At 34.7% G+C, this 25,134-nt stretch carries 28 protein-coding genes and 1 tRNA gene; 24 read left to right on the top strand and 5 right to left on the bottom strand.

Features of this window, described 5'->3' with window-relative positions; genetic code table 11:
* Positions 1–84: 84 nt before the first annotated feature.
* From ribH to AC1VAQ_RS03270, 9 genes are all read left to right on the top strand, one after another.
* Complete coding sequence (gene ribH / locus AC1VAQ_RS03310; RefSeq protein ID WP_479903453.1) at positions 85–546, top strand: 6,7-dimethyl-8-ribityllumazine synthase; 462 nt, start codon at positions 85–87, stop codon at positions 544–546.
* Positions 547–676: 130 nt separating this feature from the next.
* Positions 677–1,030, top strand: a complete 354-nt coding sequence (locus AC1VAQ_RS03305) for a DUF2752 domain-containing protein (RefSeq protein ID WP_302598681.1) — start codon at positions 677–679, stop codon at positions 1,028–1,030.
* Between the two features lie 96 nt (positions 1,031–1,126).
* Positions 1,127–1,639 carry a hypothetical protein gene (locus tag AC1VAQ_RS03300; RefSeq protein ID WP_302598683.1) on the top strand — a complete coding sequence of 171 codons (513 nt, stop codon included), beginning with the start codon at positions 1,127–1,129 and terminating at the stop codon, positions 1,637–1,639.
* Between the two features lie 42 nt (positions 1,640–1,681).
* Complete coding sequence (locus AC1VAQ_RS03295; protein WP_303244342.1) at positions 1,682–3,124, top strand: DEAD/DEAH box helicase; 1,443 nt, start codon at positions 1,682–1,684, stop codon at positions 3,122–3,124.
* Positions 3,125–3,282: 158 nt separating this feature from the next.
* Positions 3,283–3,771 carry a DUF6323 family protein gene (locus tag AC1VAQ_RS03290; RefSeq protein WP_302598686.1) on the top strand — a complete coding sequence of 163 codons (489 nt, stop codon included), beginning with the start codon at positions 3,283–3,285 and terminating at the stop codon, positions 3,769–3,771.
* Positions 3,761–5,137, top strand: coding sequence for a DUF6179 domain-containing protein (locus AC1VAQ_RS03285; RefSeq protein ID WP_479903452.1), 1,377 nt, complete (start codon positions 3,761–3,763; stop codon positions 5,135–5,137). The genes AC1VAQ_RS03290 and AC1VAQ_RS03285 overlap by 11 nt, the downstream gene beginning before the upstream one ends.
* A 90-nt stretch (positions 5,138–5,227) precedes the next feature.
* On the top strand, positions 5,228–5,965 hold the full coding sequence (locus AC1VAQ_RS03280) for an NAD-dependent protein deacylase (RefSeq protein WP_302598689.1): 738 nt from the start codon (positions 5,228–5,230) through the stop codon (positions 5,963–5,965).
* A gap of 175 nt (positions 5,966–6,140) precedes the next feature.
* Positions 6,141–6,848 carry a DUF2238 domain-containing protein gene (locus AC1VAQ_RS03275; protein ID WP_302598690.1) on the top strand — a complete coding sequence of 236 codons (708 nt, stop codon included), beginning with the start codon at positions 6,141–6,143 and terminating at the stop codon, positions 6,846–6,848.
* A gap of 181 nt (positions 6,849–7,029) precedes the next feature.
* Positions 7,030–7,893: a GNAT family N-acetyltransferase gene (locus AC1VAQ_RS03270; RefSeq protein WP_302598691.1), complete on the top strand. Its 864-nt coding sequence runs from the start codon at positions 7,030–7,032 to the stop codon at positions 7,891–7,893.
* A 406-nt stretch (positions 7,894–8,299) separates the two neighbouring features.
* Here AC1VAQ_RS03270 and AC1VAQ_RS03265 read toward each other — a convergent pair.
* Positions 8,300–8,372, bottom strand: a tRNA-Thr gene (locus AC1VAQ_RS03265).
* Between the two features lie 106 nt (positions 8,373–8,478).
* Positions 8,479–9,114, bottom strand: a complete 636-nt coding sequence (locus tag AC1VAQ_RS03260; RefSeq protein WP_302595084.1) for a lactate utilization protein — start codon at positions 9,112–9,114, stop codon at positions 8,479–8,481.
* 226 nt (positions 9,115–9,340) lie between these two features.
* On the opposite strand from AC1VAQ_RS03260, the gene AC1VAQ_RS03255 reads away from it, so the two are divergent.
* The 5 genes from AC1VAQ_RS03255 (at position 9,341) to AC1VAQ_RS03235 (ending at position 13,257) form a co-directional block, all read left to right on the top strand.
* Complete coding sequence (locus AC1VAQ_RS03255; protein WP_302595085.1) at positions 9,341–9,697, top strand: LytTR family DNA-binding domain-containing protein; 357 nt, start codon at positions 9,341–9,343, stop codon at positions 9,695–9,697.
* A gap of 94 nt (positions 9,698–9,791) precedes the next feature.
* Positions 9,792–10,460, top strand: a complete 669-nt coding sequence (gene sdaAB / locus AC1VAQ_RS03250) for an L-serine ammonia-lyase, iron-sulfur-dependent subunit beta (protein ID WP_302595087.1) — start codon at positions 9,792–9,794, stop codon at positions 10,458–10,460.
* 14 nt (positions 10,461–10,474) lie between these two features.
* On the top strand, positions 10,475–11,347 hold the full coding sequence (sdaAA, locus tag AC1VAQ_RS03245; protein ID WP_302595367.1) for an L-serine ammonia-lyase, iron-sulfur-dependent, subunit alpha: 873 nt from the start codon (positions 10,475–10,477) through the stop codon (positions 11,345–11,347).
* A 235-nt stretch (positions 11,348–11,582) separates the two neighbouring features.
* The gene (locus AC1VAQ_RS03240; RefSeq protein WP_302595089.1) at positions 11,583–12,449 is read left to right on the top strand and encodes an NAD(P)/FAD-dependent oxidoreductase; all 867 of its coding nucleotides are present in this window, start codon (positions 11,583–11,585) and stop codon (positions 12,447–12,449) included.
* A 112-nt stretch (positions 12,450–12,561) separates the two neighbouring features.
* Positions 12,562–13,257: a hypothetical protein gene (locus tag AC1VAQ_RS03235; protein WP_302595091.1), complete on the top strand. Its 696-nt coding sequence runs from the start codon at positions 12,562–12,564 to the stop codon at positions 13,255–13,257.
* 134 nt (positions 13,258–13,391) lie between these two features.
* Here AC1VAQ_RS03235 and AC1VAQ_RS03230 read toward each other — a convergent pair whose 3' ends face one another.
* Entirely contained in the window at positions 13,392–14,273 is an 882-nt protein-coding gene (locus AC1VAQ_RS03230) for a DegV family protein (protein ID WP_302595094.1), read from the bottom strand.
* Positions 14,274–14,428: 155 nt separating this feature from the next.
* Here AC1VAQ_RS03230 and AC1VAQ_RS03225 point away from each other — a divergent pair, with 155 nt between their 5' ends.
* From AC1VAQ_RS03225 to AC1VAQ_RS03190, 8 genes are all read left to right on the top strand, one after another.
* Complete coding sequence (locus tag AC1VAQ_RS03225) at positions 14,429–14,884, top strand: metal-dependent transcriptional regulator (protein ID WP_302595096.1); 456 nt, start codon at positions 14,429–14,431, stop codon at positions 14,882–14,884.
* A gap of 229 nt (positions 14,885–15,113) precedes the next feature.
* Complete coding sequence (locus AC1VAQ_RS03220) at positions 15,114–16,772, top strand: putative polysaccharide biosynthesis protein (RefSeq protein WP_302595099.1); 1,659 nt, start codon at positions 15,114–15,116, stop codon at positions 16,770–16,772.
* Between the two features lie 101 nt (positions 16,773–16,873).
* On the top strand, positions 16,874–17,494 hold the full coding sequence (locus tag AC1VAQ_RS03215) for a hypothetical protein (RefSeq protein WP_479903451.1): 621 nt from the start codon (positions 16,874–16,876) through the stop codon (positions 17,492–17,494).
* 52 nt (positions 17,495–17,546) lie between these two features.
* On the top strand, positions 17,547–18,770 hold the full coding sequence (locus AC1VAQ_RS03210) for a BaiN/RdsA family NAD(P)/FAD-dependent oxidoreductase (RefSeq protein ID WP_302595102.1): 1,224 nt from the start codon (positions 17,547–17,549) through the stop codon (positions 18,768–18,770).
* A gap of 14 nt (positions 18,771–18,784) precedes the next feature.
* Complete coding sequence (locus tag AC1VAQ_RS03205) at positions 18,785–20,377, top strand: NAD(P)/FAD-dependent oxidoreductase (RefSeq protein ID WP_302595105.1); 1,593 nt, start codon at positions 18,785–18,787, stop codon at positions 20,375–20,377.
* A gap of 199 nt (positions 20,378–20,576) precedes the next feature.
* Positions 20,577–21,116, top strand: a complete 540-nt coding sequence (hpt, locus tag AC1VAQ_RS03200) for a hypoxanthine phosphoribosyltransferase (protein WP_302595107.1) — start codon at positions 20,577–20,579, stop codon at positions 21,114–21,116.
* A 29-nt stretch (positions 21,117–21,145) separates the two neighbouring features.
* Positions 21,146–21,868 carry a DNA/RNA nuclease SfsA gene (gene sfsA / locus AC1VAQ_RS03195; protein ID WP_479903450.1) on the top strand — a complete coding sequence of 241 codons (723 nt, stop codon included), beginning with the start codon at positions 21,146–21,148 and terminating at the stop codon, positions 21,866–21,868.
* 57 nt (positions 21,869–21,925) lie between these two features.
* On the top strand, positions 21,926–22,585 hold the full coding sequence (locus AC1VAQ_RS03190) for an HAD family hydrolase (RefSeq protein WP_302595111.1): 660 nt from the start codon (positions 21,926–21,928) through the stop codon (positions 22,583–22,585).
* 145 nt (positions 22,586–22,730) lie between these two features.
* Here the strand turns inward: AC1VAQ_RS03190 and AC1VAQ_RS03185 are convergent, their stop codons facing one another.
* Positions 22,731–23,474, bottom strand: coding sequence for a peptidylprolyl isomerase (locus AC1VAQ_RS03185; protein ID WP_302595113.1), 744 nt, complete (start codon positions 23,472–23,474; stop codon positions 22,731–22,733).
* Positions 23,475–23,639: 165 nt separating this feature from the next.
* On the bottom strand, positions 23,640–24,185 hold the full coding sequence (yfcE, locus tag AC1VAQ_RS03180; RefSeq protein WP_302595115.1) for a phosphodiesterase: 546 nt from the start codon (positions 24,183–24,185) through the stop codon (positions 23,640–23,642).
* A 174-nt stretch (positions 24,186–24,359) separates the two neighbouring features.
* Here yfcE and AC1VAQ_RS03175 point away from each other — a divergent pair, with 174 nt between their 5' ends.
* Entirely contained in the window at positions 24,360–24,617 is a 258-nt protein-coding gene (locus AC1VAQ_RS03175) for a YkgJ family cysteine cluster protein (protein WP_302595118.1), read from the top strand.
* A 21-nt stretch (positions 24,618–24,638) separates the two neighbouring features.
* Positions 24,639–25,115 carry a Cys-tRNA(Pro) deacylase gene (ybaK, locus tag AC1VAQ_RS03170; protein ID WP_302595119.1) on the top strand — a complete coding sequence of 159 codons (477 nt, stop codon included), beginning with the start codon at positions 24,639–24,641 and terminating at the stop codon, positions 25,113–25,115.
* Positions 25,116–25,134 lie beyond the last annotated feature (19 nt).

The raw sequence follows: 25,134 nt of genomic DNA, 5'->3' as shown, positions 1-25,134 counted from the left end.
TACACAAAAAAATATCCCGTATTTATACGGGTTACGGCGTTTCGCAAACGCCTAAGTGCTTATAAAATAAAAGGAGGATTTAAAATGAATAAGATAGAAGGAAATTTAGTTGCACAAGGTTTAAAAATAGGGATTATAGCAGCAAGGTTCAATGAATTTATTGTAGGAAAGCTTGTGGGTGGGGCGTTAGATGGACTTACAAGACATGGGGTACAAGAAGAGGATATTGATTTAGTATGGGTACCAGGTGCATTTGAAATTCCACTTGTAGCAAAGAAAATGGCACAAAATGAAAAGTATGATGCAGTGATTTGCCTAGGCGCAGTGATTCGCGGGGCAACACCTCATTTTGATTATGTATGTAGTGAGGCATCTAAAGGTATTGCGGCTGCTTCGTTAGAAACAGGAAAACCAGTGATTTTTAGTATTTTAACCACAGAAAATATTGAGCAGGCTATTGAAAGAGCAGGTACTAAAGCCGGGAATAAGGGCTATGATGGCGCAGTAAGTGCTATTGAAATAGCCAATTTATTAAAACAACTTTAAAATAAAACTAAGTGTCTACCAGTCTTATTTTTACCGTATTCCTTTAGTTGACGCTCTTAAGGGGAAATGCTAAGATAGAGTCACGCTTAAAGATACTGAAGATGATTGATTTATTGGGAGATTTGTTGAAATGTATACTAGTAAAAGAAGATTAAAAAAGGTGGGACTTATTATAGGCGGTATATTGCTTTATATAAGTTTTCAAAAAATATTTCCCATAGGTTGCCCGTTTAAATATTTTCTACATATACCGTGTGCTGGCTGTGGAATGACTAGAGCCTTGCAAAGTGCTATGGTAGGAGACTTTGAGAGCGCGTGTTATTATCATCCATTATATTTCCTTATACCATTTATGGGCGGAATGATTATATTTGGTGATATGCTTTCAAAGAAGGTGAATTGTTACTTTTGGTATATTATAGGTAGTTTATTTGCTGTTATTTATGGCATTAGAATAATTTTCCATGCATCTGCTATATTTTAAGAAAAACGAACGATAAGTTGTAGGAAATGTAGCTTTTATGTAAAGAAAGGGTATAATATAGAAGGAAAACGTTTAAGTAAGTTGGAGGACATAAAGATGAACAAAAATGAAAACACACAAGGTGAAATTCAGTCATTAGCCTTTGATGAAGATACTTATGATTTAGATGGGATTATCAGGCTTGCAGATAGTGAAGATGCTGCATTTATCTTTACTTTTGAAGACGAGGATGACGATAGACATTATATGAATCGTTATGATATTCTAGAATGTAATGAAGGGACAGAGCGCATGCTGCGCCGTATACATCATTATTTAGAAAGTGATGAAGCAAATGGACTTTTTATTTCCTTTGCAGTGGCTTATGAAGGACGCCTTAATATACTAGATGGCCAAAGTGTACCTGTAGATGAAATGGATTTAGGCGAACTTGAACTTGGAGAAAATGTTATCTATGGCATGCTTGTTAGAAAATGTGATGCAACCATTGTTTTTGATGAAGTGGTTTATATGGATGGTGGCAACAAATCTCATTCATGGGCAGAAGCCGTTATAGACGGTGGTGAGCTAACTTATTTAATGAAACATATGATAGAGCAATTTAGTTAATTTAAGATAACCTAATCAAAATGATTGAGAAAGAAGAAAAATATGAATTTTAAAGCGTATAATTTAAAAGAAGGACTTTTAAAGGCTATAGATCTTTTAGGCTACACAAGTCCTACAAAGGTACAGGAAGCTGTTTTGCCAAAGGTATTAGAAGGAAAAGATGTGATTGTGAAGTCTCAGACTGGAAGTGGAAAAACGGCAGCCTTTGCTATTCCTATTTGTGAAAAAATAAAGTGGGACGAAAATCCTGTTCAGGCACTTATACTTACCCCTACAAGAGAGCTTGCGATGCAAGTAAGTGAGGACTTTTTCAATATAGGCCGCTTTGAACGCATGAAGATTGTATCTCTTTATGGAAAAGCACCTTTTCATGTACAGCAAAAAGCATTAAAGCAAAAGACGCATATTGTTGTAGGAACGCCGGGGCGTATTGTAGATCATTTAGAAAGAGGAAGTTTGGATGTTTCTAGTGTGAAGTACTTGGTAATTGATGAAGCAGATGAAATGTTACGTATGGGATTCATTGATCAAGTGGAAAGTATTTTGAAATATTTGCCAGATGATAGACAAACATTATTATTTTCAGCCACCATTGCACCACATATTGAAAAACTGTGTGAAAACTACATGAAAGATCCACAGCTTATAGAAATAGAAAGTCAAAAACTGACAGCGGATAAAGTATGGGAAGCTTGCTACAAAGTAGAAGAAGAAGAAAAAATGCAAACACTTATGGATTTAACCGTTGTTGAACAACCAGAGAGTTGCATGATTTTTGCAAATACAAAAGATCAGGTAGATAGAGTGTATGAAACGCTTAAGGCAAATGATTATCCTGTGAGAAGAATACATGGCGGCATGGAACAAAAGGAACGATTTGCCGTCATGGCAGATTTCAGAAAAGGATATTTTCGCTATTTAGTAGCCACAGATGTGGCAGCAAGGGGAATTGATATTGACCATGTTACCCATGTTATTAATGTTGATGTTCCTGAGAATAAGGAAAACTATGTGCATCGTATTGGCAGAACAGGACGTGGTGGTCGTAGTGGGAAATCTATGCTTTTAGTTTCTGAGAGAGAAAATTATTTCTTAAAGGAAATAGAAGCTTATATTCATCATGCCATACCAGTATGCCAAAGACCAAGGCCAGAAGAAGTTATAAATCATCAAGAAGCCTTTGAAACAAAGATGGGTATCCCTATGGAGAAGGTAGCTTCAAAGGGCGAGAAGTTAAGCCAAGAAATTATGAAACTGCATATTAATGCAGGGAAAAAGACGAAGATGCGACCTGTAGATATTGTAGGTACACTTTGCAACTTAAAAGGGATGAGTGCAGCAGATATTGGTATTATCAATATTCAAGATATCTCTACTTTTGTAGAAATTTTAAACAATAAAGGTGAAAGTGTATATAAGCAGCTTCAGAATACCCCAATTAAAGGGCGTCTTAGAAAAGTAAGCAAAGTTGAAATAGAGAGATAAAAAAAGAGGATTGCTGTGGCAATCCTCTTTTTTTTATTGAAAACATACTTCGAACTATGCTATAATGTTTTATAAAAACCATATTAAAAATACCTATATAATATTATTATAACACAAAAATAATGATTTGTCAAGGTATAATTTAAGGAGGCCTTTCAATGAAAGATTTTTTACCACAGGCACTTATTTCACAAATAGCAAGTTCTGAAATTATGGCATGTAATAAAGAAACTAAAAAGTATGGTTTAATCCTAACCCAAGAAGATGTAGGACAAATTTTAGAAAGACGTAAAGAAGCGCTTCTAAGTTATGGCCGTATAGAAATTGGTGGGGGGATTATTCCAAAACTTATTGAAATATTTTGTGATAGCCCTTATTTAGAGGCACAAAATTATGAAAGTACGATTGAGGAGCTAGTAGAGACTTTTTATTACTTTAAGAATGAGGCATTAGATACTTTAAGTGATGAAGAACTACTAAAATTGATGAGGCAGTATTTTGATGAATATTGCGGTGGAGATATAGAGCTCCTGCAGCAGAGTGCACTTGAACAGCTTACAAGGAATATTCGTTATGGTCATGAAGACTATACGCAGCTTGATGAGAGAGACAAACTTTATTTAGGAGATGATTTAAATGAATACTAGTCTAAGCAAAACTTCCAAGATAGATTGTAGCAAACTAGCATTTAACAATTATTTTCAAACTTATATAGAAGAGGCACTGAGAGTGGGGCTTATTTCAATGGCAGAAGTTGCAAATATCAAGGTTATGTTAGTGAAACTTTTGGAAGTTCAAATTCAGCGTTATACGAGGTTTGAAAGTAGTTCGGTAAAGGTAGAAACGGCAGAAGGACTTATGCGTGCCATACTTTATGGCTTGGATTTTAAATTCAAAAGCCTAAAAGATGAAGAGGGTATTCGTTTATTGAAACAGCAATCTTTAGAAACACTTTTTAGAGAAGGGGTAGAACTAATAAAAGGGCAAGTAGAGAAAAGTAAAGTTTATTTTGAAAGACTCAAAGCAAATCGTTTGAAGGTAGATAACTTTGCATATAATGATACAATTGACAAGGGTTTTACAGATTTTTACCCATATTATGACCCGGAGTTTAGTGGGCATATGAGTGCAGCGGATATTGATTATCCCTTATGTATGGATGAGATGAAAGAAGAAGGCATAACGTATGTCTATAGCTATCTTAAAAAACTTTATTATGAGAATGCATTTTGTAGCTATTTTAAAATAGAGGATATTAATAACTTATTAGAAAGCAGTGATCCTAATGAGAAAGAATTACTTATTAATATATTTGAAATGGTTTTAGTGAACGCTATAGGAAGGGTATTGATACACAAAGATTTAACAGGATTAGGCTTAAGTAAGGCGGATATTAGCATTCTTCAAAGTCAGTTTGAAAATGAAAAATTCCCTTTAAACTTATTGCAGAGTGCGGCAATGGAAATTATTAATACTTTTAAGATAAATGGCTTTTTAAAGCAGTATATTTTATGCGCTTGTATACCTGTAGGAAAAAGAATAGAAGTAGCAGTAGTAAACCAGACATTGGATAAGATTTTTGTGCCATTTAAAAGAGCGCGTGATATAGCAACTATTGACTTTAAGGATGGAGAAAGTCTAGCGGATGATGTTTTTAAAGAAGTAATCGAAGCCGTATGCAGTGCAGGAGGTGTGACAGATAAGCTGGAGATTTTTAAGACACATATTCATAGTTTAAAGGATATGGTGGATTTCTTAGAATCAGAATGTTTATATGGGCGAGAATACCAGGCTTTATATAGAAGTTTATCTGAATTAGAATTAGCTTTGCTCTTAAAGATACTAACTGTAGAGGATGAGATGCATTTCAAAGTATGCTTGCAGGAAATTAAACAAAAGGAGGTATTAATGCATATTTGGGAAAGTGAATTGATCTGCTTTTTAGGGGACAAGGAAGAAGAATTCAGATGCAGATTATGGCCTGTTATACAAAATATTAAAATACAAAAATAATGAAAAGACTAGGGCTATGCGGTTAAAGGGAAGTGTAATGATTTAAGATAAAATGTGCTATAATATAAAAAAACATGTGGAGATGATTTTATGAATGAAAAGATAGAACAGCTTGCAAAAATCTTAAGCGATAGCAAAAATATTGTATTCTTTGGTGGAGCTGGTGTAAGTACAGCTTCCAATATTCCTGACTTTAGAAGTTCAAATGGTTTATATAGCCAAAAACTTAATCGTAATTTTACACCAGAGCAAGCTGTTTCTCATACATTTTTTGTACGTTACAAAGAAGAATTTTTTGATTTCTATAAGAAACACCTTGTTTACCCAGATGCAAAGCCTAATGCTTGTCATAAAGCACTTGCAAGATTAGAAGAGATGGGGAAACTTAAAGCTGTTGTGACACAAAATATTGATGGTTTACATCAAGCAGCTGGTTCAAAGGTGGTTTATGAATTGCATGGCTCGGTACTTAGAAATTACTGCATGGATTGTAATGCTTTTTATGATGCACAGTATATATTAGCAGCTGATGGTGTGCCAAAATGTGAAAAGTGCGGCGGTGTTATAAAACCTGATGTGGTACTTTATGAGGAAGGCTTAGATGATGAAGTGATTTCAGGAGCGATACATGCCATTCGTCAAGCTGATACCCTTATCATAGGCGGAACCTCTTTAGTTGTCTATCCGGCGGCAGGGCTGATTCAGTACTTTACGGGTAAAAATCTAGTGCTTATTAATAAAAGTGAAACTTCAGCAGATGCCAAGGCAGACCTTGTTATTAATGATGATATTGCTAAAGTATTAGATAAAGCGGTAAGTTTAATCTAGAAGATTACACAAAACTATGCAAGGTTTCAAGACGTTTGCATAGTTTTATGTTTTTTAGACCTGTTAAATTATGGCATTACATAAATTAAAAAATAACTTGAAGGATAAATAAGAAAGATGATAAAGTATAAGGACAGGTCTTAACAGAATTTAATAAGTGATGAAGGAGTAGTGCATGAGGAAAATAAATTGGCAAAAGTGGATTAGTTTATTTGTAATGATATCGTTAGTAGGTTCAGCAATCTTTTTAATTATAGGGATTGTATTAGCACCAGTATTAGGAGATGCAACAGAAGGGGTATTTGGTCGTCCTAAAAGTGAATATGTTCTTATGCTTGTACAATGTATATTAGGTGTCATTGCTATGATTATGCCAGGGGTATTAACAAAGAAATTTAAATTACAAATTCCAACGAATATGTTACTTTTATATACACTGTTTTTATATGGTGCGATATATTTAGGTGAGGTAAAAAGCTTTTATTATGTTGTACCACATTGGGATACAATATTACATACCTTTAGCGGTGCAATGCTAGGGGCATTAGGGTTTTCTTTTGTAAGTCTATTAAATAATGAAGAGAAAATACCTGTTCAGTTAAGTCCAATGTTTGTAGCACTTTGTGCCTTTTGTTTTGCAACAACGATGGGTGTGCTGTGGGAAATTTATGAATTTACATTTGATGGCTTACTAGGTCTTAATATGCAGAAGTTTGCTTTAGAAGGTGGTGCTGACTTAGTAGGAAGAGCAGCACTAGTCGATACAATGAAGGATTTAATTGTAGATATTGTAGGTGCGCTTGCGATGAGCTGTATTGGTTATATTTCATTAAAATATAAAAAGGGTTGGATTGAAAAACTTTTAGTGGCGATACGCAACTAGAGAAAAAGGTCTATAAAAAACACACAAAAATGTTTTTTATAGACCTTTCTTTATGTTAATTGTTCACAATTTTAAAATTGTTTAAATATATTTAAAATAACAATATTATTAAAAATAGAGTATTGCAAATAATTTTATTGTATAATATATAAAAAGTAAACAAATAAATGGAGGGAAAGATATGGAGCGTGTTACCTTTCTTAAGAATTACAAAGATGATGAGAAAAATCGTAGTAGTTTAAATTCCTTATTGCAATTAAACCGAGGTGTTTCATTAGAGACATGGTATGCACAGGGATATTGGCAAGAACAGTATATTCCGTATTCTTTTACAGATGGTACACAGATTATAGCAAATGTATCAGTTTATAAACAAGATGTTTTATATAAAGGGCAGTTAAAGTCTGCAATTAGGCTAGAACATATAATATTACACCCTCAGTACCATTACAAACATTTAATTGAAAGGCTCATTTATCAGATTAGTGAAGAGTATAAAGATAAGGTAGATCTTATTTACTTAAGTGCAGATGAAGCAGTGATACCTTTTTATCCTAGATTTGGCTTTAAGCATATTGAGGAAGTTAAACATTATATTCAAACGGAAGGTATTCAAGAAGGGATAGCACCTGAGATCATTTCAAAGGATGAAATAGCTGCAACAATAATGGGTTGCATGACTAGTTATAGGATCCTTGGCGATGAAATACAAAGTAAGAATGATTTTGCAAGAAGATGCTTTGATTATATGACAAAGGAAGAAGGTAATTTATATTACTTTGAACAAAATGATACATATATTATTGCACGCTTGAACGAAGATGAGTTAGAAATGATAGATATTATAAAGGAACAAGATGTTGCTTTAGATGAAATCGTTGCAGGATTTAAAGCACTTTATAAATTTAATAAGGTGAAATTAAATAATAAAATAGAGTATAAAGGCATTGGCAAAATTGTAGAAGAGATAGGGGATAACCTACTCTTTGTTAAAGAAACTAACATTGAAGAAGAAAACTTATTTCCAATTATAATAGAAGCATAAGGATAAGAGGTATTGTACAGGGGAACTGCTATAATACCTTTTTTATTTTGAAATCAATAAAGCTAAATATTCGTTAAAATATATTGATATATAGAGTAGTAGAAAGCCTGGTCAATTAGATAAAATGAATGATGAATTAAAAGCTGACATTGAAAAGTATTTAAGTAATAGAAGTATCAAATAAGTTGATTTAATGCAGAAGCATAACATAAGTAGAAACACTTTGAAGAAGTATGTAGCTCTAGTAGAAACAGAGAAAAAACAGATGTCAGGGCAACTTAAATTGAACTAAGAAAAAAGGAGAGAAGAATAATGATTATGTATAAAGTACAGTCCGTAAAATGGAGAGAAATTCACAATTACTTATAAACAAAAAAAGACTTATGCTAAGCGTAAGTCTTTTGTAAGCTCCCGAGCGGACTTGAACCGCCGACCTCCGCCTTACCAAGGCGACGCTCTACCTACTGAGCCACGAGAGCAAAGCGTTCTGTTTATTACTATTGAACGCTTTTATAGGATATCATGTGCCGTATATTTTGTCAACATTTACCTACCTATTTTTAAAATAAAAAAATAGTCAGATTATTAATAGCCTAAAGATTCTCCAACTAAGATAACTTTTATGCGGCCTTTGTCACGGCTATTTCTTGTGACAACTGTTTGCATACAGATACAATCAGGAGAAAGGCAATTATGACATTTACCAGTTAGTGCACAAGGGGTCTTTTTATTAAGTCTAATGGCATTAATTGGTGCAGTAACATTATGAATGCGATCAAGAGCAGCAGCTTCATCTGTTACTATTTTATTCATACCTGCAATAATAATAACTTGTTTAGGGCCATAAATAAGTGCGGCAACGCGATTACCTGTACCATCAATATTCACTAATTCACCTGAATGTGTAATGGCATTGCTACTCATAAGATATGTATCAGCCGAAAAAGCTTGGCGGTATATTTCAGGTATTTCATTTGATGAAACTTTACTACGGTCTAATAAATTGTAACAGCCTTTTTTTTCAAGAGCATCTAGTAAACCAATTTGGCTAAGGGTCATTGAACCACCCCAAGTAATTGTCATACCTTCTTTAAGGAAGGAGAGAGCCTTCATTGTTGCTTCTTCTTTTGTATTCACATAATAGCCTTCAATATTACGTTTAGCCATTTGGGCAATAACATTTTCAGCAAGCTTCATGTAAAAATGTTTTTGATTTTCCATATGAAAACCTCCTTTTAAGTGAAAAAAGTTAAAATAGTATCCTTAACATTGTAGCATATTTAAGAAGAGAAATAGGATAAAATAGCAAGAATTTCATGGATTGAGTCAAAATATTACACGAAATCATTTTTTTTTTATCTTTTAAGAGGGTAAGTAAAAAATAAGCGCATAATCGCATATTGTAATTCATTTTAAAGCTTTATAAAATATTATTGGGGTGATGGAAATGTTAAATTTTAGCGATGAAAATAGTACTTATAGTTTTCGTACAACAGTAGGACGTGTAAGTGTCAGTGCAAAAGAAATTATGTATTTTTCTTATAGTGACAGACATGTTTATTTACACACGATTAATGGTGTTTTTAAAACAAAGATTGTACGTTTTAAAGATTTAGAGGATATTTTAAAGGAGCCTGAATTTGTAAGCATCCATCGAGCATGTATAGTAAATATTTGTTATATCAAGAGTATAGGTGGTATTACACTTATAATGGAAAATGGAGAGAAGCTCTCTATTAGTCGTTATAAAATGTTAGAGATGAAAGAAAAAATAAAAGCATTAGATATAGTTGGTGCTTATTGAGAAATGATAAAAAGATAAAAGGATGTGTTGAGTTGATACATAATGGGCATAATATCACTTAAGAAATCATTAGACAGCAAGAGGTTAACAGAATATGAAAGAATTAAGTGTATTTGAAATTATAGGACCCAATATGATAGGGCCTTCTAGCTCACATACGGCAGGTGCATTAAAAATTGCTAGAGTTGCTAAGAAGCTAGGGCCTAGTGAAATTTGTAAAGTAACCTTTGTACTTTTTGGTTCTTTTGCAAAAACTTATCGAGGACATGGTACTGATAGGGCGCTACTTGCCGGTATATTGGGCATGGACCAAGAAGATGAACGCATTAAAGAAGCTTTTCAGATTGCTAAGGAGACTGGGCTTAATTATGAGTTTATTATAACGGAGGATCATCATTATAAGCACCCTAATACGGTGGAAATCATCATGGAGGATAAAAAGGGCAATCGTCTGAGTATTATGGGTTCATCTATAGGCGGTGGCAGTATTAGTATTGATAAAGTAAATGGTATGGAAGTCTTCTTTTCGGGAGAGTATTATACCTTATTCATTGTACATGAAGATATGCCAGGTGTTATGGCCTATATTACAAAATGTCTGAGTGAATATAATATCAATATTGCTTATCTTCGTGCTTATCGTGAAGATAAAGGGAAACTAGCCTCTACCATTATTGAGGCAGATGAGATGATTTGTGAAGATGTGCTAAAGCGCATTGAAGAAAATACAGCCATAAAATATGCAAAGATGATTAGCTTATAGGAGTAATAGACATGATGAATTTTATAGATGGTGATGAACTGCTTACATTATGCGAAAAAGAAAATAAAAAAATTTCTGAGATTATGTTAGAGAGAGAAGTTCAGCTTTTTAAGACTACTAAAGAAGAAGCACTTGCAAAGATGCGACATTCTTATGAAATTATGAAGCATGCAGTAAAACGTGCACTTACAGAAGACCTTAAATCAATGGGAGGACTTTTGGGTGGAGAAAGTAAGCGAATTTATGCACGTAGCGGTACGGGCAAAACAGCTTGCGGCCACATGATGACTAAGGCGATTAGTTATGCTGTAGGGACACTAGAAGTAAATAGTTCCATGGGACTTATTGTAGCAGCGCCGACAGCAGGTTCTTCAGGAGTTATTCCAGGTGTACTCATTGCCCTTCAAGAAGAGTTTAATTATAGTGAAGAGGAAATGCTCATGGCATTATTTAATGCAGGTGCAGTAGGCTATGTCATTACACGAAATGCAACAGTATCAGGTGCAGAAGGCGGTTGTCAGGCTGAAATAGGTTCGGCATCTGCTATGGCAGCATCAGCGGCATGTGAGCTTATGGGAGGAAGTCCAAGAGCTTCATTAGATGCAGCCGCAACGGCGCTGAGTAATATATTAGGCTTAGTTTGCGATCCTATTGCAGGGCTTGTAGAAGCACCTTGTCAAAAACGAAATGCGATGGGTGTTTCTAATGCACTTGTTAGTGCGGAAATGGCATTAAGTGGTCTTGCACATATTATTCCTTTTGATGAAACGGTAGAGGCTATGTATAAGGTAGGATGTAGCATGCCAATGGAGCTTAGAGAAACAGCGATGGGTGGTGTAGCAGCTACAAAGACAGCGTGTGAGTTATGTAAGGGAATATTATCTTAATAAGCCTTAGACGATTAGAGTATAGAGGAGATGTTACGAAGTAGTTTTCGTAATATCTCCTTTTAATTTGTTAGTGGTCAAATACTTTGCAACTAAAGTGTAAAAAAGGTGTAGAATTACTTTTTTTACACTTTAGTTGTAAAATGTAATATAATATACTAGGAAAAATATTCTATTATGATACAAATGGTTATTAAGAGCAAAAGACAACGAAGTAAGTACTAGGAGGTTTAATATGTTAGATATAGCTATTATTGGTGCAGGACCAGCAGGCCTTTCAGCAGCAATTTCAGGCGTTATTCGTAATAAGAAGGTAAAGGTTTTTGGAAATCCACCTTCTACAAGTTTTATTTATAAAGCAGAACGTATTGATAATTATATTGGTATGTTAGGTGTAAATGGTCATGAAATGATGGAACAATTTACAAATCATGCAAAAGAATTGGGGGTAGAAATTCAGGAATCAAAAGTTATAGAGATTTTCCCAATGGGAGAGTATTATATGCTTAATGTAGAAAATGAATTTATTGAGGCACGTACAGTTATTTTAGCAAATGGGCTTTCAAAAAGTAATGTGCTTGAAGGAGAAAATGAATTTCTAGGAAAAGGGGTAAGTTATTGTGCAACATGTGATGGGCCTCTTTACCGTGAAAAAGAAGTACTTGTGATAGGTGATTCTGCCCATGCAGAAGAAGATGCTAACTATTTAGCAGAAATCTGTGACAAGGTATATTATGTGCCACTTTATAAAGAAATAGAACATCTTCATGAAAAGATTGAGGTTGTGCGTAGCAAACCAAAACGTATTTATGGCGAGCAAATTGTAGGTGGTATTGAACTTGAAGAAAGTAGCCATGATGTAAGTGGGGTATTTATTATTAAAGAAAGTATTCCTACGACTAAGCTTTTACAAAGTCTTGAATTAGATGGAAAGGCTGTTAAGGTGAATCGTTTCATGGAGACGAATCTCCCAGGTGTATTTGCAGCAGGAGATTGCACAGGTAAACCATATCAAGTGGCAAAGGCTGTAGGAGAAGGTAATGTGGCTGTTCTTCAAGCAGTAAGTTACCTCAATGAATTAAATAAAAAACGTGTAGAGTAGATATAAAAACAGGTGTTAGAAGCTGATTTCTAGCACCTGTTTTTATAATTTGTTCTAAAAGATAGAGCTTATCCATAAAATAAAATAAGACTATTTTTATGGAGGGAAGCATATGGGAGCTGGCTATTTTTTGTTAATCTCACTTTGTCTTTTAGCTATTTATGTACTGTTTTTAAATGTAAGTGCTATATCCAATAATAGATACCCTATCTTAAAAAAGATATGTACGATTTTGTTTTTATTTTCTATTTTGAGATATGGTACCCTTATAGCCTATGGTGACCATTTGGAACTAGAAGCCTTGATGAAATTAAGGTATTTTTATTTCGCTACAAGTATAGGACTTACAATACCTACAGCTTCTGTAGTATGGTATATTACACCAATGTATAGACAGAAGATAAAATATCCTTATTATGTACTATGTTTTTTACCTTGGATTTTGTTTTATATTTATTTAATTGTAAGACAGCCAACACAGATTGTACAAGGTAGCAGTTATGGCTATCAGCTAGAACTTATAAAACCATTTCCGCTATATTTAAGCATTGTACAAGGAAGTTTTGTTACAATCATAATTATATTATGTATCATCGGGTTTGTGCGCTATAAGAATGTACAGCTTCGTGTTCAGTATATTGTACTGATTCTTGCACAAGTGGCACTTGCCTTAGATGGCATAACTTTTAATCATACAGGTGTGAAGTTGTTTCCACCGTTTACTGCTACAGAAATATTAGGGTTTTTAGCAGTTTATTATGGTTTCAAAATACCTAATATTGAAATTAAGGGAATTAAAAATGATTAAAACGAGAAAGGTACATAGTATAGCAATAAGATAAAATAAAAGAGGTGGTCATAAATGATGATCACCTCTTTAATCTATATAAAATACGTAATGAATAATCCTATAAATCTAAAAACAACAATAAGTAGTTCTTTTTAAATATAAGTTTCATATTTTGGAATAACACAGATTCCTACAACGTCTGGTCCTGTATTTACACCAATTGTTGTACCAATGAAGCTGTAGTCTGCTTGAATTGTAATACCAAGTTCAGATTCTGCAAGATCATGCATTACTTTAGCATACTCTATATTGTCAGCTTGAGCAATCATATAGTTATAATCCTGAGGATTTGAACCAACGTATTCTTTAGTAAGTTCTACAACTTTAGCAAAAGCCTTTTTTGTACCACGTACTTTACCACCTGGGAAAAGTAAGCCATCTTGAAGATAGATAATTGGTTTGACATTAAGCATTGTACCAAGAAGGGCAGAAGCTTTACCAATACGACCACCATGCTCTAAATATTCAAGTGTTTCTACGAAGAAGAAGATTCGTGCATGCTCGCGAAGTTTATAGGATACTTCTAAAATTTTATCAAAGTCAAGACCTGCTTCAATCATACGAGCAATTTCTAGAACGAGTGAACCTTCACCAGCAGTAGCATTTAAAGAATTTATAATTTCGATTTTTGCATTAGGATAATTTTCTAAAATAAGTTCGCGTGCGTTAACAGCGGCATTATAAGAACCGCTAAAGTGGCTAGATAAGCAAACGCAAATGATGCTTTTTCCAGCTTCTACGTGTGGTGTAAAACGTTCCATATAATCATTGATTGAAGGCAGTGATGTTTTAGGGAAAATCTTTTCTGATCTTAGCCTTTTATAAAAGTCTGCGAGTGGCAACTCTGTAATTTCACGATAATATGTTTCTTGATCAAAAGAAACGTAATAGGGAATAATCTCCACGTTATATTGAGAAACAAGAGCTTCTGGTAAATCACAAGCGCTGTCACTAATAAGTACGATGTTGGACATTATTTCACCTCCTTTATGTTAAGATAACCTCTTCACAATTTTAATATGCAACGCGAGGTGTGTCAATTGATAAATGATGAAAATGTAAATTATACTCATGGATTGGGTAAAACTGGCATATATTTATTATAACCATTTTAAAAGGGGAAATGCGCATGTTGTCCGCCAGTCTAGAAAAGTATTTACTGTGCATTTATGAAAAGGTGCAAGTAGATAAAGAATTAAAGAGTACTGAGATTGCAAGGGAAATGAATCAATCATTGCAAAAAGCTGTGCAAGCGTTGCAGCGTCTCCATTATCAGAAATATATTACCTACTCTGCTTATCAGCCCCTTCGTCTCACAGAACAAGGTAAGCAGGTTGCAGAATATTTGATTGCTAGAAATAAGCTTATCGATGAATTTTTAGATATCTTGCATATTGAGCAAAATAAAGAAACTGAAAAAGAAGCCATGCAGCAGTACTTATCTTATGAGAGTCTTAAAACCATTGAAAAGTTTGTAATATTCAATAAGCAGTATCCGGAAATTGGCACACGTTATGAGATGATTTTAAAGAGAGAGCCAATTGCATACTTGCTACCAGAATTTCCAAAAGGAGAGAAACGTTAGGCACGTAAAGGGTGAAGTGCAAAGTGTGAAAGTGAAGAAGGGGAAGAGAAAAACGGGCGTAGGGCGGATAGGTATGTGAGAACTACGCCTATATTTTTGTGTACAATAGAGAGAGGTGAGGCAAGGTAGAATGTGAAAATAAGTTGGTAAAAAGGGTGTACTAGCTAGGAAAATATGATAAAATATCTTTTAGTGTAAATATAATATGATAGAAAAATAGAGGAATGATATGGAAAGTACAAATAACAAACAGGGTCTTATGAAAGGCGCAATGATTTTAAGTATTGGTGTACTTGTAAGTCGTATTATTGGGATGCTTTATCGTATTCCGATTCGTAACATTTTAGGAGATGATGGTAACTCTCTTTATGGTGTTGCGTATACTGTGTATGCCATGATTTTAACACTAACGGCAATCGCTATTCCAGGAGCTTTATCAAAGCTCATTGCTGAGCGTAAGGCTGCAGGAGCGCACCGGGAAGCACAGCGTGTTTTTCACATCGCATTGATATACTGTTTAGCTGGTGCATTTATTTTAGCACTGGGGATGTGGTTTGGAGCAGAGTGGATTCAAACAAACTTCTTCCCATCACAACCAGGTGTAGTCTTACCGATTCGTGCACTGGCACCAACGGTTATGATTGCGACTACTTTAGCTGTTATGAGAGGATATTTTCAAGGTAATGAAGAGATGGCACCAACGGCTATTTCACAAGTTATCGAACAAATTGTTAATGTTATTTTTAGCGTACTATTAGCATCTATACTGGTTAAAACTTCATTAGTATATGGTGCAACAGGTAGTGCACTTGGAACAGGAGCAGGAGCAATTGCAGGTTTTATCGTGCTCATGCTTATGTATAAGAAAAAACGTCCAAGCATTAAGAAAGATATTGCACAAAGTGTAGAGTATACTTATGAATCAACAGGAATAATCTTAAAGCAAATTTTAGGAATGATGATTCCTGTTATTATTAGTACATCTATTTTTTCAATTATGACTTTTATTGATCAATCAATGATTTCTAAATACTTACCCAAAGCAGTAGATATACTTCGAAGTCAAAATGCATTGTCACTTGTACCTGTTGCCGGGGCTGCGATGATGGAAACACAGCAAGTTGTTAGTGAGCTAAGTGGCCAAATGAGTTATCAATATGGTACCTTTATGAATATTCCAGCTAGCCTTGTTATGCAGCTTGGACTTGCGGCGGTGCCAGCTATTGCCGCAGCATCTTCTGTAGGTGATTTTAAGGAAATTCGCAAAAAGACAAAGCTTATTTTAAAAGTTGGAATGCTTTTAGCAACGCCTTGTGCAGTTGGTTTTATCTTATATGCCAAACCAATTTTCTTATTACTGCATGGTGATACAGCAGGTTCGGAAGTTTTAATGCAAGGTGCAATTGGGATTTTAGTGATTGCACTTGCTCAGCTTAGTGCAGGTATACTACAAGGGATGACAATGCAACGTATTCCTACAATTAATGCAATTATCGCTTGTGGTATTAAGGTGATTATTAACATAATCTTCTTACAGATACCAGCATTAAATATTTTTGGTTTTATTCATAGCACAACAATCTGTTACCTCATTTATGCAGTCTTAAATATTGTATATTTATGTAAGGCATTAAAAATGAAGCTTAACTGGAATAAGCTCATTGTAAGACCTGCAATTAGTGCAGCACTTATGGGAGCTATTTCATATCCGATATATATAGGAATTACAATGATAGGTTTAAGTGATAAACTGGCAATTATTATTATCATGCCGGTAGCTGCTATTATTTATTTCCTAGTTGGTATTGTAACGAAAACAATTACAAAGTCAGATTTAATGATGCTTCCAGGGGGAAGTAAAATTATTCGTTTACTAGATAAAAAATAAATTTATAAAAAATTCTAAAAAATTTCACATTCAGTGTATAAAAATTGAGATTTTACACATAATCTCAATAAGTTTAAATTATACAAAGGATGTGGAATGCAATGTTAAAGAGAAAACAATATTACTTAAGTTTACTAATTGGTGTCGTTGCATTTCTTCTTTTTTTCATAGGAGCGTACTTGATTATTAGTTTACAAATGCCAAAACCCGAGGCAGGTACAGCAGTAACAAAGAATGAACAAAGTACTAATACTTTAGTGGAAGTAAAAGAAGAGGTGCCTCGCATCGAGATTTATACAAAGATTACAGTACAGACTGTAGATGAAAGTCACAAGGTAGTAGAGAAGGTGATTATTCCAGCAACTACACTTTTAGGCATGGATGAACAAAATATTAGAAAACGCTTCGGAGGCTATGAGGTACTTAAGTTTAATGAAAAAGAAGTAACATTACAAAAAGAGGTTAAGAGCTTTGAAGGTAATGATGGGGCAACGTATACCTTAGGAATCAATAGTGAAGGCTCTATATGTATTATAGAAGGTGGTAATACAGAAAGTTTTGTTGATTTAGGTATTTCAGCTGCAGATAGATGCTCAGCAGAAACGTATAGTATGTTGGTACAAGGTAAAATTAAGGTTCCAGAAGATAAGCGAGAAGCACTACTTCGAAATCCTAATGAATTAGATAAAATATTAGAAGCATATGTAGAAGCAAATAAATAAGACTAGGGCTACCAATAGGTGGCCTTATTGTCTGTTTAGGAAAGGATGAACAATGAAAGAGATTATTATTATAGGTGGTGGCGCTTCAGGGATGATGGCAGCTATTACAGCAGCAAGAGCAGGAAAAAGTGTGTGCATACTAGAAAGATTAAATCGTATAGGCAAGAAAATATTAGTCACAGGCAATGGACGATGTAATGTGAGTAATACAAACTTAAAACCAGCAAACTATTATAGTAGAAGCCAAAAAGAAATATTTGGGCCAATTGCACAGTTTGATTATGAAAAGACAGAGGTGTTTTTTAAAGAATTAGGGATCGAACCGCTGGTTGAGGGGACAAAGGTATATCCACGTTCTGAACAGGCCAATAGTATCTTAGATGTACTTCGTATGGAACTTGAGGAGTTAGCTGTAGATATTTTAACAGAAGTCAAGGTAGTTAGTCTTAAACATAAGAAGGGAATATGGCAAGTTCTTGCAGAAGATGGTGGATGCTATGAAGCGGAGAATATAATAGTAGCTACAGGTGGACTTGCAAATACAGCCCTTGGATGTGATGGGTTAGGTTATGAGTTACTAAAGAAGTTAGGACATACTATGACACCAACCTACCCGATTTTAGTACATGCGCTATCGTCATCACCTTATTGTAAGATGATGAAGGGAACGAAAGTAAAGGCTATTGCAAGTGCTTATGTAGCGGGAAAATGTGAACGTCAGGAATATGGTGAAGTCTTATTTACAGAAGATGGGCTATCAGGACCAGCTATTTTCCAAATTAGTCGTAATATTTCAAGAGCACATTTAGAAAAGAAAAAAGCTATGGTAACACTAGACTTAGTGCCAGAACAAAGTTATGATGAAGTAGTAGCGATGATTTATGAGCGTATTGGGGCAAAACCAAATCGCACAATCGAATTATTGCTTATGGGCTTTTTACACAAACGCGTCATTGTACCTGTTTTAAAGTGTGCTGAAATAAGCGGTATTCATAGAACATGTGACACCTTAGAATTTGAAGAAGTAGAACGCTTAGCAAAAGTTTTAAAAGGTTTTCCATTTGAAACAGAAGGGACAAGAGGTTACAAATATGCTCAGGTGACAGCAGGCGGCATTAATATAGATGAGGTTGACCTTAGCACGATGGCATCTCTTAAAGCACCTAACCTCTACATTACTGGCGAAGTGCTTGATGTAGATGGAGATTGCGGTGGTTATAATTTGCAATGGGCATGGGCAACTGGATATTTAGCAGGACTTAGTAGTAGCAAATAAAGAGAGGAAAAATTATGATCAGAGTACAAGATATTAAACTAGATTTAAATGAAGACATTACAGTACTTCCAGTGAAAATTGCTAAGAAGTTAAAAATAAAAACAGCCGATATTTTAAGTTATATGATTTTTAAAGAAGCTGTGGACGCAAGAAAAAAAGATGATATTAAATTAGTATATACAGTAGATGTAGAAACAACTAAAGATGAGAAGCTTTTAGCGAAGTTTCCAAATTTAAAACATGCAAGCAATAAATATGTATGTCCACCTAAAGGGGATAAAATAATGAAAAATCCACCTGTTGTAGTAGGCAGTGGACCCAGCGGTTTATTTGCTGCTTTAATGCTAGCACAACAAGGATTTTGCCCAATTTTATTAGAACGTGGAAGTAGTGTTGATGAGCGAGTTAAAGATATTGAGCGTTTTTGGAAAGAAGGCGTACTTGATCCTAAATCAAATGTTCAATTTGGTGAAGGGGGAGCAGGCACTTTCTCAGATGGGAAGCTGACAACGCAAATTAAAAACAAACGTTGTCATAAGGTATTAGAAGAATTTGTAATTGCAGGTGCGCCAGAGAATATTTTATATAAAAATAAACCACATGTAGGGACAGATATTTTAAGAGATGTTGTCAAAAACATTCGTAAAACTATTATTGAACTTGGTGGGACTTATCGCTTCAATAGTCAAGTTACCAATATCTTTATTGAAGATGGTAAGGTGTGTGGCGTAGAAGTCAATGGTAATGAGCGTATTGATACAGAAAACTGTATTGTAGCCATTGGTCATAGTGCACGTGATACATTTGAGATGCTTTATAATGCCAACGTGCATATGGAGCAAAAGCCATTTTCTATGGGGATGCGCGTGGAACATTTACAAGATTGGGTAAATGAAGCACAGTATGGTCAATTTAAAGATCATGAAAAATTAGGTGCAGCAGAATATAAATTAGTACACCACTGTGAGAATGGACGTACAGTTTATAGTTTCTGTATGTGCCCTGGAGGCTATGTAATTGCTTCAGCTTCTGAAGAAGGCATGCTTGTAACAAATGGGATGAGTGAACATGCACGTGATGCAGCAAATGCCAATAGCGCTATTTTAGTAAACGTAGGACCAAAGGATTATCCAAGTGAGCATCCACTTGCAGGCGTAATTATTCAAAGAAAGCTTGAGAAGCTGGCTTTTGAACTTGGTGGTTCGGATTATAAAGCCCCAGTGCAGTTAGTGGGTGATTTCTTAAATAATGTGCCAACAACAAAACTTGGTGTTGTAAAACCAAGCTATAAGCCAGGTGTGAAATTTGTGAATATGCGAGAAGCACTTCCTGATTTTATAGCAGAAGCGATTTGTGAAGGGATGGAAGCTTTTGGTAAAAAAATGAAGGCTTTTGCTCATCCAGAAGCTGTATTTACGGGCTTTGAAACACGAAGTTCATCACCAGTACGTATGCCACGTAATGCGGCTTATATGAGTAATATTGAAGGACTTTATCCAGCAGGTGAAGGCGCGGGCTATGCAGGTGGAATTACATCGGCCGCAGTAGATGGTATTGAAGTGGCAGAGGCTATTATTCAAAACTATAGTGGTGTAGAAGGTAAATAGCATTTGATATAACTAAGTACTAAATAATCGTGCCATTATGAATAACAGTACGATTATTTAGTACAATATTTATAGAAAGCAATCTTATTTTTCATAAATTATAGTATAAAGTATAAAACTAGAAGCGATGATGTTTGCATGTCGAACATTTTGTGGTATAATGTAGAAAAAGTTCGAAGTATGAAGCGAGGAGATTAACATGAGACAAGACATTGCAAAAGTTTTATATTCACAAGAAGCATTAGAAAAACGTGTAGCGGAACTTGGTGCACAGATTACAAAAGATTATGCAGGTAAAAAGCTTATGGTAATTGGAATCTTAAAAGGTTCTAATATTTTTACAAGTGACTTAGTAAGACATATTGACTTACCATTACAAATGGATTTTATGGTTGTTTCAAGTTATGGTAGTGCTACAGAATCTTCAGGGGTTGTACGTATTATTAAAGATTTAGATACAAGTGTGGAGGATACACATTTACTTATTATAGAAGATATCATAGATAGTGGTTTAACACTTCATTATTTAAAAGAAAACTTACTTTCAAGAAATCCTGAAAGTGTTAAAATTTGTACACTTCTAGATAAACCATCAAGACGCAAGGAGCATGTAGATGTAGACTATGTGGGATTTGAAGTACCAGATGAATTTATTGTAGGCTATGGAATCGATTATGCAGAACGTTATAGAAATTTACCATACATTGGTGTACTTGATCGCTCAGTTTATGAAAAATAGAAGAAATCCGTAAAGAAAGAAGAAATGCCATGTATTATGGAGAAGTAAAAGAAGCAATTTTTAAAGAAAGACCTAATCGTTTTATTGCCTATTGTGAGGTAGAGGGGTCTCTTGAAAAAGTTCATGTGAAGAATACAGGGCGCTGCAAGGAGTTATTAGTACCAGGTGTTAAGGTTTATTTACAAGTCCATGATAATCCAAAACGTAAGACAAAGTACTCATTAATTACAGTACAAAAGGGTGATAGACTTGTAAATATTGACTCTCAAGCACCGAATACAGTGGTAGAAGAAGCACTTAAAGCAGGTAGCATAAAGTTACCTAATATGGAGATGCCACTTATCAATATTAAGCGTGAGAAGACCTATGGGAACTCACGCTTTGATTTTTATATGCAGTCCCAAAATGAAGAGGCCTATATGGAGATTAAGGGGGCAACACTAGAAGAGGAAGATTATGTAAAATTCCCTGATGCCAAGACGGAACGAGGTACTAAGCATGTAGAAGAGTTAATTAAGGCTGTAGAAGAAGGTTATAAAGCCTATATACTGTTCGTGATTCAAATGGAAAATATTCGTTATTTTACGCCTCATGTAGCACGTGACCCTAAGTTTGCAAAGGTGCTATATGAAGCAAGTCAAAAAGGTGTTACAATATTAGCATATGAATGCAAGGTTACAGAAAATACATTACACATTACAAAAGAAGTACCTGTATATATACCCAATCCTGAATTAGGTAGAGGTGTATAAAAGGGTACAAGCGTATAGCGATAAGTTAAAGATAAAAGGTTGTAAGGAGGGGGATTTATGTATCAATTAGCGATATTTGATTTAGATGGCACTTTGTTAGACACAATAGAAGATTTAAGCAATGCCTGTAACTATGCTTTAAAAAGTTTTGGGTATGAAACACATGATGTGGCAGCATACAAGTATTTTGTAGGAAGTGGGATTTATAAGTTGGTAGAGCGTGCACTTCCAGAAGGGGCTAAAGATGAAGCGACTGTTTTAAAGGTAAAAGCTGTTTTTGATGAATATTACGGTGCACATAGTGAAGACTATACAAAGCCTTATGAAGGCATTCAAGAAGCGCTTACTATATTAAATGCAAAGGGCATTCAATGTGCAGTACTTACAAATAAAGCACAAGTTTATGCTACAGAGCTTATAAAACGCCAATTTAAAGATCAAATAGCATTTGTAATGGGACAAAGAGAGGGTGTACCTACTAAACCTAATCCAATAGGCATTTATGACTTGATTAAGAAATTTGATGTGCAAAAGGAAGCCTGTATTTATATGGGAGACTCAGATATTGATATGCTGACAGCAAAAAATGCAGGTGTTACTTCAATAGGTGTCCTCTGGGGATTTAGAACAAAAGAAGAACTTCTAAATGCCGGTGCACATCACCTTGCAGAAAAGCCAGAAGAGCTTGTTAAGCTTATATTGGACAACCCAAAATAAGTGAAGAATATGTAGCTTACTAGTACGTGAAATAAGCAATTAAGCTGTACTTCAGCCAAAGGAACTTCTAAAATTGAATGAAAGTGCTACCGCCTTACCATAAACTTAAAAAAGGCGGTAGCACTTTTATGCTACCACCTCATTTTTATTTCATTTCGATTGTATATTTTTTAGAAAGTTCTTCTCTTTTTGCAAGGTAGATTTCTTGACGTTTTGCATTGAGGCATTGGTCTGTTACTTGGTTTTCAATATCTTCAAGTTTAGATGGCTCTTCTGGAGTAAGATCATCTAATTTGATGATGTGGTAACCAAATTGTGTTTTAACTGGTTCAGAGATTTCACCAACGTGCATTGCAAATGTAGCTGTTTCGAATTCTGGTACCATACGGCCTCTAGTGAATTCACCAAGGTTTCCGCCTTGTGAAGAAGATGGACAACTAGAGTATTTTTTAGCTGCTTCAGCGAAGTCAAGACCACCTTTGATTTCTGCAAGCACTTCATTAGCTTTTTCTTCTGAGTCAACTAAGATATGGCTAGCTTTAGCTGATTCAGGTTTTTTGAAAGCATCTCTGTGTGCCATGAAGTAAGTTTTAACTTCTTCTGGTGTTACAGTGACATTGTTTAAAAGGTTACGCATAGCGTATTGTTTAAGTAATGTAGATTTCATATGTTCTAAAGCTTGTACAAACTCTTCTTCTTCATCAAGTTTAAGTTCTTTTGCTTCAGAGTAAAGTAACTCTTGTGTTACAAGTTCATCAACAAGTTGTTTTTGCCCTTGTGGAGATTGGAATTGCATAGCATTTTGACCAATGCTTTGTACGAGTTCCATGAAATCTGCTTCTGTAATTTCTCTACCATCTACGATGGCTAATACTTTACCTTTATCCATTTTAAGTAAGCTCCTTTAAATAAAAATTGTTATGCATATGATACTATCATGATTTGTAGAAAATGTAAAATAACTAAAACAATCTAAAGTGTTTATACCATTATAATACCATAAAAAGGATGAAAAATATATAATTTTTTGACTAATAATTAAGAGCTTATTTCACTAGTTAATAGATAAGCTGGCTAATTTGTCACCTTCAATTGTAAAGATCGCCATTTCACCATTTTCAAAAGTTGCATAAGTGTGTGGACGACTTTCTTTTGGAAGTGTAATAGAACCTGGATTACACACTAGGATATTGTCTTCTTTTTTTAGTTCCCAAAGGTGTGTATGACCGTATAAGAAAATTTCTTTACCTCCTGATTTAGGGAAGTTACTTGCTGTATATAAGTGACCATGTGTAGCAAAGAGACGTACGCCTTCATCAAAAGCTAAGCTATAATCGCTAAGACAAGGGAATTCTAGAAGCATTTGGTCGACTTCAGCCTCACAGTTACCACGACAGGCAATAATTTTATCGGCTAATGGATTGAGAAGCTCCACAACGCCTTTTGGATTGTGGCCTTCAGGAATTGGATTACGAGGACCATGATAAAGGATATCACCTAAGATAATAAGGTAATCGTAAGATTCCTCGTGAAATTTTTTGAGTACTTTTTCTAAGAAAAGTGTAGAACCATGAATGTCAGAGATAATCATATAACGCATAAAAAAACTCCTTTAATATCAAATTTATTCTCATTATATTACTATTTAATTTAGAGATGCAATATGCTACAATAAACAATATAAATATTACCCAAGAACTCAGATTTAGGGTATGCAAATAAATGGATAAAATGCTTAAGAAGAAAAAGAGTTAAAGTAAAGGAGACTAGTAATATGGAATGTCGTGATTTTTGTGGAGCTTGTTGTATTGCACCATCTATTAGCTCTCCAATACCAGGTATGCCAAATGGGAAAAAAGCAGGGGAGCGCTGTGTTCAATTAGATGAAAATAATCGCTGTAAGATTTTCTTAGATCCAAGAAGACCTAAAGTGTGTGGAGATTTAATGCCAGAGCCTCAAATGTGTGGAAATACAAAAGGAGAAGCTCTTGCGTATCTTGAAGAGTTAGAACGTTTAACCAGTCCTTCTTAGGCCTTTAAGGGAGGTTTTTTGATGGCAAATGTTAAAACAAATGTCATGCGTTTATTAGATAAAGCAAAGGTGCCTTATGAGGTAACTTCATATGAAGTGATGGATGGAAAGATAGATGGTAATTCAGTTGCTAAGAAGATTGGTAAATCTAAGGAGCAGGTTTTTAAAACGCTTGTAGCCGTCGGACATAGCAAGACAAATTATGTATTTGTAATTCCGGTAGATGAAGAACTAGATTTAAAAAAGGCAAGTAAAGTTGTGGGTGAAAAAAGTATAGAGATGCTACATCAGAAGGATCTTTTAAAGACCACAGGATATATTCATGGTGGATGTAGTCCCATCGGTATGAAAAAGCTTTTTAAAACAACAATTCATGTAAGTGCCAAGGCATTAGAGAAAATGACGTTTAGTGCGGGTAAAGTAGGATTCCAAGTAACAATGGCACCTTGTGCACTAGAAAAATTAGTAAATGCAGAGTTTGCCGATTTAATTAAATAGTTTATGTTTTAAAAGTAAA

This window comes from Cellulosilyticum sp. (genome assembly GCF_982396655.1).
Note: the sequence above shows the minus strand (reverse complement) of the source record. Positions and strands in the feature narration are given on the sequence as shown.

Excerpts from the sequence above, each read along its gene's own strand:
- ribH (WP_479903453.1), top strand. The coding sequence starts at position 85 with ATGAATAAGATAGAAGGAAATTTAGTTGCACAAGGTTTAAAAATAGGG.
- AC1VAQ_RS03305 (WP_302598681.1), top strand. The coding sequence starts at position 677 with ATGTATACTAGTAAAAGAAGATTAAAAAAGGTGGGACTTATTATAGGC.
- AC1VAQ_RS03300 (WP_302598683.1), top strand. The coding sequence starts at position 1,127 with ATGAACAAAAATGAAAACACACAAGGTGAAATTCAGTCATTAGCCTTT.
- AC1VAQ_RS03295 (WP_303244342.1), top strand. The coding sequence starts at position 1,682 with ATGAATTTTAAAGCGTATAATTTAAAAGAAGGACTTTTAAAGGCTATA.
- AC1VAQ_RS03290 (WP_302598686.1), top strand. The coding sequence starts at position 3,283 with ATGAAAGATTTTTTACCACAGGCACTTATTTCACAAATAGCAAGTTCT.
- AC1VAQ_RS03285 (WP_479903452.1), top strand. The coding sequence starts at position 3,761 with ATGAATACTAGTCTAAGCAAAACTTCCAAGATAGATTGTAGCAAACTA.
- AC1VAQ_RS03280 (WP_302598689.1), top strand. The coding sequence starts at position 5,228 with ATGAATGAAAAGATAGAACAGCTTGCAAAAATCTTAAGCGATAGCAAA.
- AC1VAQ_RS03275 (WP_302598690.1), top strand. The coding sequence starts at position 6,141 with ATGAGGAAAATAAATTGGCAAAAGTGGATTAGTTTATTTGTAATGATA.
- AC1VAQ_RS03270 (WP_302598691.1), top strand. The coding sequence starts at position 7,030 with ATGGAGCGTGTTACCTTTCTTAAGAATTACAAAGATGATGAGAAAAAT.
- AC1VAQ_RS03260 (WP_302595084.1), bottom strand. The coding sequence starts at position 9,114 with ATGGAAAATCAAAAACATTTTTACATGAAGCTTGCTGAAAATGTTATT.
- AC1VAQ_RS03255 (WP_302595085.1), top strand. The coding sequence starts at position 9,341 with ATGTTAAATTTTAGCGATGAAAATAGTACTTATAGTTTTCGTACAACA.
- sdaAB (WP_302595087.1), top strand. The coding sequence starts at position 9,792 with ATGAAAGAATTAAGTGTATTTGAAATTATAGGACCCAATATGATAGGG.
- sdaAA (WP_302595367.1), top strand. The coding sequence starts at position 10,475 with ATGAATTTTATAGATGGTGATGAACTGCTTACATTATGCGAAAAAGAA.
- AC1VAQ_RS03240 (WP_302595089.1), top strand. The coding sequence starts at position 11,583 with ATGTTAGATATAGCTATTATTGGTGCAGGACCAGCAGGCCTTTCAGCA.
- AC1VAQ_RS03235 (WP_302595091.1), top strand. The coding sequence starts at position 12,562 with ATGGGAGCTGGCTATTTTTTGTTAATCTCACTTTGTCTTTTAGCTATT.
- AC1VAQ_RS03230 (WP_302595094.1), bottom strand. The coding sequence starts at position 14,273 with ATGTCCAACATCGTACTTATTAGTGACAGCGCTTGTGATTTACCAGAA.
- AC1VAQ_RS03225 (WP_302595096.1), top strand. The coding sequence starts at position 14,429 with ATGTTGTCCGCCAGTCTAGAAAAGTATTTACTGTGCATTTATGAAAAG.
- AC1VAQ_RS03220 (WP_302595099.1), top strand. The coding sequence starts at position 15,114 with ATGGAAAGTACAAATAACAAACAGGGTCTTATGAAAGGCGCAATGATT.
- AC1VAQ_RS03215 (WP_479903451.1), top strand. The coding sequence starts at position 16,874 with ATGTTAAAGAGAAAACAATATTACTTAAGTTTACTAATTGGTGTCGTT.
- AC1VAQ_RS03210 (WP_302595102.1), top strand. The coding sequence starts at position 17,547 with ATGAAAGAGATTATTATTATAGGTGGTGGCGCTTCAGGGATGATGGCA.
- AC1VAQ_RS03205 (WP_302595105.1), top strand. The coding sequence starts at position 18,785 with ATGATCAGAGTACAAGATATTAAACTAGATTTAAATGAAGACATTACA.
- hpt (WP_302595107.1), top strand. The coding sequence starts at position 20,577 with ATGAGACAAGACATTGCAAAAGTTTTATATTCACAAGAAGCATTAGAA.
- sfsA (WP_479903450.1), top strand. The coding sequence starts at position 21,146 with ATGTATTATGGAGAAGTAAAAGAAGCAATTTTTAAAGAAAGACCTAAT.
- AC1VAQ_RS03190 (WP_302595111.1), top strand. The coding sequence starts at position 21,926 with ATGTATCAATTAGCGATATTTGATTTAGATGGCACTTTGTTAGACACA.
- AC1VAQ_RS03185 (WP_302595113.1), bottom strand. The coding sequence starts at position 23,474 with ATGGATAAAGGTAAAGTATTAGCCATCGTAGATGGTAGAGAAATTACA.
- yfcE (WP_302595115.1), bottom strand. The coding sequence starts at position 24,185 with ATGCGTTATATGATTATCTCTGACATTCATGGTTCTACACTTTTCTTA.
- AC1VAQ_RS03175 (WP_302595118.1), top strand. The coding sequence starts at position 24,360 with ATGGAATGTCGTGATTTTTGTGGAGCTTGTTGTATTGCACCATCTATT.
- ybaK (WP_302595119.1), top strand. The coding sequence starts at position 24,639 with ATGGCAAATGTTAAAACAAATGTCATGCGTTTATTAGATAAAGCAAAG.